We start from the raw sequence: 10,919 nt of genomic DNA, 5'->3' as shown, positions 1-10,919 counted from the left end.
GGGAGCAAAATATCACTTATAGGTGTTGTTCAAATTTCCTGATCCACCTCTATAATGAATAAATTATAGACTTTAACAAAAAGGAATTTAAAATCGTTTCCATAAACCTAATACACAACAAATTTTAAAGGGTGCTTAAACTTCTTAAACATATTAGATAGTTTTAACGGTGATTGATACGAATTAACTAAAAATGTTTAAGGACTATTAGTGATGCAATGTTAAAAATAGTATAATCTTGTAAAGACAGCTTAGAAGCAGTTTTAAAAGTAAAACTGGTTCTCACAAATAACACCGACTATTTCACTGGAAAAGTTTAAAATGGTATTTAATAAACGTACTTTAGCTTTACTGATTGGTACAATCTCGCTATCAGCACACCTCTATGCCAACAACACAACCGTTAAAGTCTCACAAACTCCAATTGTATCATCTTCACCAATTCCCTTAGTTAAAGCGAATGCAATTGAACAATACTATATCAATGTTAAACATCGCTTTAATGGTGCGGAATTTGAACAACCGCCTCGTAAAATTAAGAGCATTAAACTTAACTTGAATGTTATTAATAACGGGGAAGTGGTTTTAACGGCGCACGAAGCTGATAAATCCAAGCTGGAAGACTATTTACAGCAAAACCCTAAAAACTCGGAACTATTGGCCAGTTACGTTGCTCGTATGATCAATTACAACCACGGCTATACGGTTCCTGAAAACAAGGGTAAATACAGCAAGTATGCAAGTACGACTGTATATGAAGCTCTTCTTGATGAATTGAACTATAACTTCGCAACTACGCCAGTAGTATCAGTAGATAGTTATGCAAGCCAACAACAGCTTGAATCTGCTTATCTATACATCCTTTCTCGTTTAGATCCACAAGAAAAAGCGGTGTTTTGGCAATTTGTGAACACATACAAAGTAGGGGATAAGATTGAGATCCCTGAAGGTACTGTTATAGCAGATGTCTTGAACACTTATAAAATCCAATTGAATTTTAAAGCGCCTTAATCACTAAACAGGTAAGGAATATTTAGGAACAAACTATATTATTTTTTTAAAGTTATTTTTTACCTGTTCCTATATGTAAAGAATATTCTTGGGATCAGGGTGTTGCTCCTAGAGTTCGCAATCTTATTCAGTCAGAAGATCGTGATACTCCAAGTGATAATAGTCGTGATCAAAAAAAAAGCCTACATTGTAGGCTTTTAGCTTTTTTAGATCTGTATTACTGAATTAAGTCGTCAACGGCTTCACCAAGGTAGGTTGGATCGTATTGCTTATACAAATAGTTTTCCAGAATTGGTAAATCTGGTGCTAAAACCATTCGCGTAATTTTAGGACGATCTTCTTCAAGGTTAAGCTTCACATGTACGGCGAAGAAATCAATGTTGTTCGTGATGAAGTCATATTCTTTACGACCAGCACTTTTGAGTTGATCAACCATACGCGAAAAGAAGCGGTTATTCGTAATAGAGCAATTCAAGAACTCTAACGCATCTTTTTCAGTAACATTAATTTCAATAATGTTATTGAGGAAGGCTAGCTCTGGTTTAATTAAGTTGCCGTTACGGTCTGCAGTTAGACATTTTGTAGAAAAGGTACCAATACCAGCCATACGACCATCATATTTCACAAAACCGTGCTCTTCAGATGCAACTAAGTTTGACGCATGAACGTATAGAGTAGGGTGGTGCTTTGTATTCCACTCTAAATCAATAACGTCAGTTTCATTTTCTACATAGAGAGTTTGTAAAAGGGATCTATTGAGGTTGGTATAGAGGACTTGATCAAGCTCTAATACTTTGCGGCGATATAGCTCAGCGAAGGCAATACCGTACTGAGATAAGATATTACATGTTGTATTGAAGCTATTGCAGTAAATCGCACGGTTATCGTTACCGCCGTCTCGATCCTCACTGACCACAATTACATGGTTCCCTAAAACACCATTGATTTTATAAACCACAATTGAGCCTAATGCGAAGTTTTGGGTAAGTAGTTCTTCACCCTCAAATCGTACTGCCGTGCAGTTTTTAATATTTTCTGCGCTTAAAGGATAATTACCCGGTGTGATGGACCACAATGTTGAGACTGGTACAAATAGAGGCTCAATAGAACTACTTAAGTCAACTCGACCAATCGTGATGATGCTTGTGCCGTTAAAACTATCGCCCTTGTGTTCTGCAACGGCTGATGTTCCGATCGTACCTGGTATTTGTGCGTTCTCTGAAGCGCTATTATTTGGTACAACTGATTCTGTCATGAAACAACTCACTAAAAGTTTTATCTTTGTTTAAAAATACCACATGATAAATAGTATTAAAACTTATACTACTATTATAAGATGATCTTTAAGATTCATAAAGGTATATTTATGCTAAACCATAAAACCCAAGTTTGTTTTTTTAATAACCTAATTGGACGTTTTTATAAAAACCATTTGATCATAGATGTTAAACCTTTAAACCTAGATTTTATTTTAGATGTTATTGAATTCCCGACATCAATTGAAGGTTTCAAAAAAGCACCTAAAGTATCAAAAATTAAAATACCTTTTACGCAACTTGCTCAGGATCTTCAGCCACAAAATTACCTAGATTTAGTCCAATCTGATGCCAAAAATCTGTATCTGCAGATTGGGCAAGAAAGACGTTATATTCACGGCGAACAAACTAATTTTTCATATGCTACATCGGTGTTTCAGCAGATCGGTGATGATGAAGTGCTCCAGCTTGAGGCTTTGAACTATGCACTGAAGCTCCAAAGCATTACTAATGGTATTCAGCAACATACAACAGCGATTGAGACATATATCGAGCTAAAGCCTTTACGATATGCGTTTAGCTTAGATACGTTCATAAGTGCAACTGCAGATCTAGATCAACCTTTCGATACTCGTGAAGCGCTTTCTGGCCATATCGTTAACCATTGGGAAAAATGGGTTAAAGCAAACAATATCACCAGTGAAAGTTCTTATGATGCGGTGCTAATAAATACCGATAAATTAATACTGGTTCGAGTCGGTATTCACTCATTCTCAGTGAAGATTACAGACCTTGAAGTGGCTGACGGCGTTATCTATGCTTCTCTTTGTGATTTAGAGCTCTTACAGGTGCTTCTACCAACGTTCTTTGATGGTATACCTTGCCGTATTACTGCATATGCCGATATGAACATTCAATATGCTGTATCGCAATATAAGACTTGGCTATCAAGTCAAAACCTGAAGAAGATCCAGTACGTTCGCAAACAAGGTATTGAGAAGTACTTGCGTAAAAAATTAGAAGATGAAAGTGACTTAATCGGTAACGCGCAACTTGCCAAAACCCTAATGAATACCAGCTATACAGAACAAACAGTCTCGTTTTTTTCTGACGCTTGGGGATTATCGTACGCAAACCATTTTGAGAAGAAAATTCGTCATGCTTTTGATCTGGTCATACAGGCTTTGGATCATGAAGGGATCTCATTAGAGCAGCTGCAGTTCATCAATAGCCTAACAAAAGGGGCAATTGAGAATGCTATTAACGAGATGCTGAACAAGACTGGTTCGCCGTTAAACGTGGTACCAACACTCACTCAAGAATTACTGTTAATTTGCGATGAATTCAATGCCAAAAAACTCAACATATCAAGTGAGCTCTTGGATGCAATCACTCAGTTTGCAGAACAATATGCAGTATCACCACTGTTGGCCATTAAGCGTGATAGCGCCGTGTATTTGCTGTATGAACCATTAGATGCCGATAATCAGTTAATTGATTATGAGTGGTTTTGTACTGCGGTATATACCAAAAATCAGTTTGTGCCTGAAGCCGATGAACAACATAAAACAAATGTAGCGGATCTTCTTAAATCGGTTGAAGTACTGCATGTATTCAAGCCGAATATCCTGTCGTGGACCAATGGCAAGGTATTTGAAACGCCAGAAGAAAAGAAAAATGCTTTTATGTTATGTCTCACACCTGAAGCATTTGAAAATCAAATAGAATTCTTACGTACTAAGAACGCAATACCAGGATATTTTAAAAACCTGATTACATCCTTAGGTGGTTTAAGTACAGTGGCCACGGAACAAGATAAATACGGTGTATTTTTGATTGAGTCGATCGCTAAAAATTCGACTGGTTTTGCATATCAAGGACAACTCTTTCCTATCGATCAAAATGCCCAAATTGACTTAGATCAATGCTCAAATTTAACGCTTAATTCTAAACTACTACCAAAAAACTACCTGACCTTTAAAAGACTAATGAGATTAAGCGATAGTTTAACGAATGGCGTTAAATAGGTTTAAGGAATATTATTATTTTTACTTTAAGTTTAAATAGTGGTTTTTTAAATGCACAAAAATAAAGTATTATACTTTCAAACATAAAACCCTTTTAAAGTTATACAGAGAATACTGAATGAAACTATTAAAAACTGCGATGGTGGGTATCCTTGGTACTGTAATAGCACATACTGCTTTTGCTTATGATGATGTACCAACCCCAAATCCAAACTTTAAAGAAGCTTACGTGGGGCTTTTAACGCCATCTAAAAACTTTAGTGTTGTTGCTGGTGGCCTTACACCTGAAATCAGCGAATATAAACTGTCTGATAGCTATTTTGAGAACAATTCAAATCAACGATACAAAGCGACAGCTCACCTTTATCAACAGATGAATACTCGACAACGAGCGATGTATTTATTAGTTCAGCACACAGCTTACTTAAACGATATTTTCTACCCTCAACGTAACCCTTTAGTTAATCCAAACGTATCAGACGAACAATTGAATGTTGAACCAGCACTTAATAAACTGCAGTCCTTACGTACTGACAAAGATATTGTCGAAAATGTTGTAGATCGTGAAACTATGCTTCAGGTATTAAAAGCACATTACGATTATTATATGCGCGATCAATTTACAGTACGTTTTTACGGTAAAAACCAAAACACATTTACTTATGGAATTGATAACTATTCTGGTTTAAAAATACGTTCGGTGGAAGGAAACTTACGCATTGTTGATCGCAAAACAGGTACATTGTTAGGTGACTCAATGGTTAAGTTAAACCACTGGATACCAGCTACCCGTACCAAAGAGCGCCGCACTATTGATATACCGTCTTCCATGCCAGAATGGAAAGACGTTGAAATTAAAGATCTTGCAATTAAATTCCAACCAACTGCAATAACAACCATGCAAGGTAAACGCATTGATATCAATAAAATCTATGCGTACAACACTGAAAAATTCAATTTCTAATGCATTAAGCGGTCTATCTCGACCGCTATTTTTATGTTTTGGTACAATTATTAACCGTAGCCTAAGCAAAAGTTATAAGTTGCTTTTCCCACTAATCAAATTAAGGTTAAAACTATGAAAAAAGCTCTCCTATCAATTGCCACTGTAATCATGGTCGGGGGATGCTCAGAAGTGCCGAATGATATGTCGCATATCGATGTTTTTTCTTCCGATCGCTACCTATCAACTGCACATCAATTTAATAAGCTTGTTGATGATACGTTTAAGTATCCTTATTCAAAAATACCGTTTTTTCTAGTGACGAAAGGGTGGAGTGTTAGTGGTCCAAAAGAGCCAGTATCGCAAATTGTATATAGTTGCTTAACTTCTAATGAGGTGGAATTGGTGACAAAAATCAAGCCATTCATGCCCGAAGTGACCTACATCAAAACACCTGAAAACCAGGTGAAAAATTGCATCATTAAACATTCAAATGACTCAATTAATGCTGATGCGCTGAATGACCTTAAAGCGTTCCCTTTATTCCAAAAATATGCAGACAATCCATTTTTACGTAAGACCGTGGATGCTGCGAAAGCAGATGGCAAAATCTCAGTAAAATAATATATGGATATTGTGCAGATTGTCATAAAATTAAGTGGAGCTGACAAACAGGTTCAGCTAGAGAAAACTATTCAAGAGCTTTAGGTATTCATATGTCGGAAAATCTATCCATGCATAGCATGTCGAATGAGGAATTGATTCAAGAATGGCTTGATAGCCTGAAGCTTGAAAATAAGTCCGACATGACGATTAATGAATACAAAAAGAGCTTACTTTTGATGTTAGAAATGCCTTTTTTTAAAGGTAAACATCTATTGGAACTAGACCGCGATTACATCACATCATTTCGGTTGCATCGAATCGATGTTGATATTGTTTCTGCAAGAACACTCAACAAAAATTTATCAGCTTTAAAAAACTTCCTGAACTATTGTCTGCGTAAGGAATATATACCTGAAAACTTCTTTTCTGACATTCGGGTTAAGTTCAAAAACCAAAGCTTACCGCGCCCGATCGCCGTGAATACGTTGAATGAGATACTTGATAACAAGACGCCATTAAATCCGAAATACAATAATCAAAAGTTAAGAGATCTAGCAGCTGCAGAAATTGCTTATTCTGGCGGTTTACGTATCTCTGAATTACATGCCATCAAACTAAGTGATATCAACCTCAGTGCTATGCAACTAAAGGTATTGGGTAAAGGAAATAATGAACGGATTGTTTTTTTAGGAAAAAAATCACTAGAGGCTATTTCTACTTGGCTTTTAGTTCGTAATCGTTGGATTTCAAAAGCTGGAGTAGAAGACTGCGGATATTTATTCATTGCACCATCTGGCAAACATATTGCGAAAAACCATTTAGGTGCATGCATTACAGCTCTGTTAAAGGCGCATGGTTCTGGAAATATTGGTAGTACTCATGCTTTGAGACATAGTTTTGCATCGCACTTGTATAACAAAACAAAAAATATTCGCGCCGTTCAGGAAATGCTAGGTCATAAATCACTATCTTCGACACAAGTATATATTCTTGTAGATCACGAAACGTTGATTAGTTCTTATAAAGATGCACATCCACGCGCTAGAGCGAACCAAGATTAATAATTTATTCGCTTCTTGTACTTCTAAAGATATATCGTAAACGATCGAAATAATTAACTTTTGATGGTGCCCGTAATGGCTAAGACTTTTGAACAAGTAAAAAAAGAATTTTTCAATACAAGGGTCATCACAAACAATCGACTACCTAAGCGTGGTGAAAGCCACAAAATTGCTGTGAAACTTGGTTTAATAGACCAAAAACAATCAACATATGTTAAAAAACAGAAACTTTCATATGTTGGCTTATCTGTAATTGAGTGTTTTGAAGAAGCTGGTTTAGATGATGTCTATATCAATGAAAAAATTGAAGAGTTTTCAGAGCTAAAAAACTATACTTCATTACATAAGGCATTAAGAATACTTGATGACGGCCACATGGCCCGTTTAGCAAAAAAATTAGAGGTTTCAGTCGATATGCTCAATGCGACATTGGCTGTGCTGAATAAAATATAAAAAACGGATTGAACCAACCCATGAATGCAAATGAGCTTTATGAAAAGTTACAGCAAATTGGTAAGCCACTGGTCCACGTAGAAAGCCTCGTATCTACAATGCAGTTGGAAATCCCTGTTGAGGAGATTGAAAAACACATTGAACTTTTCGGGGTTAATTTTTTACTGGTAGAAGTTGTTCGATATACCTTTGACGGTTTTCTATCTCCAGAGTACCAACACTATATAGACGAATTCATTGCAGAAAATGAACTGGATGAAGATGTCATTTTGAATATCAGAAATAAAACATCATCAGATATAGGCCTGGTTAATGTTGGCTTTAATCTAAATGGTTGCATCCTTGGCTTAACCCATACGGATGAATGGATGGAACATTTATTCCACTTGGTTAAGTTCATTACTGACAGTGAAAAACGCGAGAAAAGTAGGAACTTTTTGTCTGAACAAGACAAAATCAAGGAACAAAAAGTTTTAGAAAAACAAGCCAAAGAAAAAGAAAGGGAAGTGATGATTCAACAGGTAGAGGATCTCACCAATACCGATGATTTTAAATTATGCAAAACGAAGGGTGAAATATTGTTGTTTTGGGAAAAGAACATTCCTGACCTATACAAAACTCTATCCAGAACTTTTATGGAAACAATGTCTAAGAAATATATCTCTATATTGCGTGGCTCATGAAGTGATACGATATGAGGAAGAACAACGAGTAGTGCATAAATCAGCGTTCTTGAACAACGCAAACAACAATAAAAATTAGTACTCAGCATTCACCAAAGTTTTGTATTGAGAATATTTCGTCAAATTTACTGTGTCACGTACTTGGCCATATTGAATACTGCCTAGATCTGAGTAGGTAAGGTTTTTCTTTTGAGATACTGCAACCAATAATTCATAGTTATTTCTTTGATTGAGTTCAATTGCTGAAGCGATATTTTTGTCTTGGCTCACTTGAGAAGTAATGCTTTGGATCTCCTTTCTATCTGAAGCAGATACATCCAATGTAGTTAAATAAAATCCGATCGATAGAAATATTGTGGCGGTTAAAGTGAATAGGGATGCACCAGTAAGATAAACGGCGCGTAGAGTTCTATACTTTGTATAAACCACAACTGAAGATATGCAGATTGCCAAACATAGCGCAAGAATAACGGCATGTTGGTCTAGATAATCTGAGAAAAGCATTGTAAAGCCTGAAGTACAAAAACATGTTATATCACTTAGCTACCAAGCCATTTGTAGTATTTGAGACTTATCGTATATATGAAATATAAATAGCAAACCTTTGGTATATACTGAATCGGTTTAAAGTGCTGAAACAATAGGCTTTAGAAATAAAATACTAGTCAAAATGTGAATAATCAGGGGGTACACATGGGGCAAGCTAAGCAAAGAGGTACAGCTCAAGAACGTGCTGAAAGTGCAATTCAAAGTACGATTGATGCAACCTTGGCAAAGATTAAGACCGTACTTGATGGATACTATCAAGACATGCCGAATAACTTCTCGCAAGCTGAAAATTACTTTACTGGATATGTCGCTGCATTTGATATTAAAGATGGGATGGAACTTGAAGGTAAAGAGTCTGAATGGGCTTATGATGGTTTACCTACGCCTACCGCTTTACTCAAACTCGTTGAAACTGAGTTAAACGAAGTGATACGTGAAGATAAAGAGTTTTTGGATGACTTTGATCCTGAAATGTATATTGAAGAACTAGGCGAAAACTTGATGTTCTTCCGCTATATAGGTGCTTCTAGTTTCGATACGCCAGATGATGTTTTGCATAATATTCAAACAGTGTCATTTTGGGCGCCACACTTGGTCATGATTAATGGCGTATGGCATAACACTTATGATGCTGGTGCGGTCAATGATGATGGTGAAACGGTCGGCATAAGATTCTAATTCTAGAGGGGTGCATATTGATTACTGCAGCATGCACCTTATTGGTTTAAACATTGCTGTATCGACTGAGCAATATTTTCAGATATTTTCCAGATTACTTTCTGATTAGATAAGCGATTTGCTTCTTCAGGATTGGCAATCACGCCGATCTCAATTAAAACCGCCGGCTTTTGTGATTTCTTCAGGACCACTAGATTGTCATATTGATATACGCCATTTGAGGTCAAAAGCTTTTTGTTTTCACCTGGTATATTCATGCCATGGTAAGTAGAAGGGCTTTCACCAATTGATTTTAGGTTCTGGCCAATGAGATTGGCGCATTTCAAACTTTTTCCGTATTCTGGATTTTTCTTTGATACAAAAATTGAAAAACCTTTGAGTTGATTCTTGTACTTGGTCAGCTCAGTAGGTATTGAGTCGTGGTGCACCGAAATAAAAAGATTAGCATTAGGGTATCTGGTCGCACGTTGAACCAGTGAGACTTTATCTTCATTCACTGAAGATCTGAGCACTTGGACATGACGCGATTTAAGAAAGTATTCAATAGAATTGACCATGCTAAGGTTGTAAGTGTATTCAGGATAGCCGTTAGCTGCAGTAGATCCAGCTTGTTTTGGTGAATGGCCAACATCAAGTACTACTGAATTTTCAGCAAAGATAGATTGTGTAATGATTGACATTGCTAATATCGATATACATTTTAGCTTTAGCACAATTAAAACCCTTTAAGCTATTATTAGGGTTTTAAGTATATTTAATTAAAAAAAATTATTAAGGCTATTTGCATTATATGGTTTTAAAGTACTTATCATGAGAGCTCTAAATACAATTTTGGATATAAAATTTATACATCTACTGTTCACTCAGTTTGTAGAACATCACCCACGACCATTGAGTGTTCACTTCCTGAAAGGCACCTATATAGATGAATTAGAGGGTTATAAGTCTAAATGGCTCGTTCGTTCTATTCAGCGTCTTATTAAAAATTGGGTCCAATTGGGGATGATAGAGGATCTAGGGCGTTCTACTTGTCGCTCATCTAAATATTATAGATTAAGTAAGTATGGTGAGCTGTTCCTTAAAATATATAGAACGAATGCTAATGTTAACTTTTATGACAATCCTAAGTTTAAGACATTAAAAAAAGATATTTCATATCGTTATTTTACCTTTACATATTTTGCAGTTTGCCAAAACAAATCCTTTAAATTGTCAGATCTGCAAAAACTTGGTGACTGCCTGAATTACCACATTCACGGACGTTCTTGGCAGCGTAATATTAATTTGTTCATTGAAGCTGGAATTATTTCATGTGAACGTCAATGTCCATCAGAAAGTTATAATTATCATGTAATCAAAGCATCCATCCATGCATTTGTGAAATCAGAACCCATTGAACGCATTGAGTTTGAAAAAAACTTGCTGAACTTAGGTATCGTGAACAATTATGAAAAATATATAGACTACAATAATTTGCTGTTTCACGTTTTGTTTAGCAAATGGATTAACAGTCCAGTTGACTTTGGATATTTTGTCGATCAAAACTTTTACGGTGCCAGCTAAGCTCACTCAAAACATCTACGGTGTAATACACCGTAAAAAGAATTGCACCTGGTACTTGCCACTAAAAAATGACAGTGTATGACATTTTG

The 10,919-nt window shown here is 36.0% G+C and carries 13 protein-coding genes; 10 read left to right on the top strand and 3 right to left on the bottom strand.

Annotated features, from left to right (window positions below):
* Positions 1-321 precede the first annotated feature (321 nt).
* The gene (locus Aba26S_RS19760) at positions 322-1,011 is read left to right on the top strand and encodes a hypothetical protein (protein WP_005006214.1); all 690 of its coding nucleotides are present in this window, start codon (positions 322-324) and stop codon (positions 1,009-1,011) included.
* Between the two features lie 217 nt (positions 1,012-1,228).
* Here the strand turns inward: Aba26S_RS19760 and Aba26S_RS19755 are convergent, their stop codons facing one another.
* Positions 1,229-2,086 (bottom strand): hypothetical protein, encoded by an 858-nt coding sequence (locus Aba26S_RS19755; RefSeq protein ID WP_228255336.1) that lies wholly within the window; start codon positions 2,084-2,086, stop codon positions 1,229-1,231.
* Here Aba26S_RS19755 and Aba26S_RS21530 point away from each other — a divergent pair.
* The 7 genes from Aba26S_RS21530 (at position 2,076) to Aba26S_RS21520 (ending at position 8,040) form a co-directional block, all read left to right on the top strand.
* A complete protein-coding gene (locus tag Aba26S_RS21530) occupies positions 2,076-2,300 on the top strand; it encodes a hypothetical protein (RefSeq protein ID WP_235831665.1) in 225 nt (74 codons plus the stop codon). The genes Aba26S_RS19755 and Aba26S_RS21530 overlap by 11 nt on opposite strands.
* Before the next feature lie 47 nt (positions 2,301-2,347).
* Positions 2,348-4,294: a hypothetical protein gene (locus Aba26S_RS21525; RefSeq protein WP_252322569.1), complete on the top strand. Its 1,947-nt coding sequence runs from the start codon at positions 2,348-2,350 to the stop codon at positions 4,292-4,294.
* 118 nt (positions 4,295-4,412) lie between these two features.
* Positions 4,413-5,258: a hypothetical protein gene (locus tag Aba26S_RS19745; protein ID WP_043041552.1), complete on the top strand. Its 846-nt coding sequence runs from the start codon at positions 4,413-4,415 to the stop codon at positions 5,256-5,258.
* Positions 5,259-5,372: 114 nt separating this feature from the next.
* The gene (locus Aba26S_RS19740) at positions 5,373-5,861 is read left to right on the top strand and encodes a hypothetical protein (RefSeq protein WP_228135110.1); all 489 of its coding nucleotides are present in this window, start codon (positions 5,373-5,375) and stop codon (positions 5,859-5,861) included.
* Between the two features lie 92 nt (positions 5,862-5,953).
* Positions 5,954-6,904, top strand: a complete 951-nt coding sequence (locus tag Aba26S_RS19735; protein ID WP_227541429.1) for a tyrosine-type recombinase/integrase — start codon at positions 5,954-5,956, stop codon at positions 6,902-6,904.
* A 75-nt stretch (positions 6,905-6,979) separates the two neighbouring features.
* The gene (locus tag Aba26S_RS19730; protein WP_005006227.1) at positions 6,980-7,357 is read left to right on the top strand and encodes a hypothetical protein; all 378 of its coding nucleotides are present in this window, start codon (positions 6,980-6,982) and stop codon (positions 7,355-7,357) included.
* A 20-nt stretch (positions 7,358-7,377) separates the two neighbouring features.
* A complete protein-coding gene (locus tag Aba26S_RS21520; protein WP_227553516.1) occupies positions 7,378-8,040 on the top strand; it encodes a hypothetical protein in 663 nt (220 codons plus the stop codon).
* Positions 8,041-8,115: 75 nt separating this feature from the next.
* Here Aba26S_RS21520 and Aba26S_RS19720 read toward each other — a convergent pair whose 3' ends face one another.
* A complete protein-coding gene (locus Aba26S_RS19720) occupies positions 8,116-8,544 on the bottom strand; it encodes a hypothetical protein (RefSeq protein WP_043041554.1) in 429 nt (142 codons plus the stop codon).
* A 189-nt stretch (positions 8,545-8,733) separates the two neighbouring features.
* Here Aba26S_RS19720 and Aba26S_RS19715 point away from each other — a divergent pair, with 189 nt between their 5' ends.
* Positions 8,734-9,267, top strand: a complete 534-nt coding sequence (locus Aba26S_RS19715) for a hypothetical protein (RefSeq protein ID WP_043041555.1) — start codon at positions 8,734-8,736, stop codon at positions 9,265-9,267.
* Positions 9,268-9,305: 38 nt separating this feature from the next.
* Here the strand turns inward: Aba26S_RS19715 and Aba26S_RS19710 are convergent, their stop codons facing one another.
* Positions 9,306-9,947 (bottom strand): N-acetylmuramoyl-L-alanine amidase, encoded by a 642-nt coding sequence (locus Aba26S_RS19710; protein ID WP_024160906.1) that lies wholly within the window; start codon positions 9,945-9,947, stop codon positions 9,306-9,308.
* A 130-nt stretch (positions 9,948-10,077) separates the two neighbouring features.
* Here Aba26S_RS19710 and Aba26S_RS19705 point away from each other — a divergent pair, with 130 nt between their 5' ends.
* Positions 10,078-10,830, top strand: a complete 753-nt coding sequence (locus Aba26S_RS19705) for a hypothetical protein (RefSeq protein ID WP_043041556.1) — start codon at positions 10,078-10,080, stop codon at positions 10,828-10,830.
* The last annotated feature ends 89 nt before the right edge of the window (positions 10,831-10,919 follow it).

Origin of the sequence: Acinetobacter sp. NBRC 110496, from assembly GCF_000876115.1 — a bacterium.
Lineage (GTDB): Bacteria > Pseudomonadota > Gammaproteobacteria > Pseudomonadales > Moraxellaceae > Acinetobacter.
This window is presented reverse-complemented; position numbering and strand designations above follow the sequence as displayed.

What these genes read in the sequence shown, in the direction of transcription:
- Aba26S_RS21525 (WP_252322569.1), top strand. Translation starts at nt 2,348, where the DNA reads ATGATCTTTAAGATTCATAAAGGTATATTTATGCTAAACCATAAAACC.
- Aba26S_RS19760 (WP_005006214.1), top strand. Translation starts at nt 322, where the DNA reads ATGGTATTTAATAAACGTACTTTAGCTTTACTGATTGGTACAATCTCG.
- Aba26S_RS19735 (WP_227541429.1), top strand. Translation starts at nt 5,954, where the DNA reads ATGTCGGAAAATCTATCCATGCATAGCATGTCGAATGAGGAATTGATT.
- Aba26S_RS21520 (WP_227553516.1), top strand. Translation starts at nt 7,378, where the DNA reads ATGAATGCAAATGAGCTTTATGAAAAGTTACAGCAAATTGGTAAGCCA.
- Aba26S_RS19720 (WP_043041554.1), bottom strand. Translation starts at nt 8,544, where the DNA reads ATGCTTTTCTCAGATTATCTAGACCAACATGCCGTTATTCTTGCGCTA.
- Aba26S_RS19745 (WP_043041552.1), top strand. Translation starts at nt 4,413, where the DNA reads ATGAAACTATTAAAAACTGCGATGGTGGGTATCCTTGGTACTGTAATA.
- Aba26S_RS19740 (WP_228135110.1), top strand. Translation starts at nt 5,373, where the DNA reads ATGAAAAAAGCTCTCCTATCAATTGCCACTGTAATCATGGTCGGGGGA.
- Aba26S_RS21530 (WP_235831665.1), top strand. Translation starts at nt 2,076, where the DNA reads ATGGACCACAATGTTGAGACTGGTACAAATAGAGGCTCAATAGAACTA.
- Aba26S_RS19730 (WP_005006227.1), top strand. Translation starts at nt 6,980, where the DNA reads ATGGCTAAGACTTTTGAACAAGTAAAAAAAGAATTTTTCAATACAAGG.
- Aba26S_RS19705 (WP_043041556.1), top strand. Translation starts at nt 10,078, where the DNA reads ATGAGAGCTCTAAATACAATTTTGGATATAAAATTTATACATCTACTG.
- Aba26S_RS19715 (WP_043041555.1), top strand. Translation starts at nt 8,734, where the DNA reads ATGGGGCAAGCTAAGCAAAGAGGTACAGCTCAAGAACGTGCTGAAAGT.
- Aba26S_RS19710 (WP_024160906.1), bottom strand. Translation starts at nt 9,947, where the DNA reads ATGTCAATCATTACACAATCTATCTTTGCTGAAAATTCAGTAGTACTT.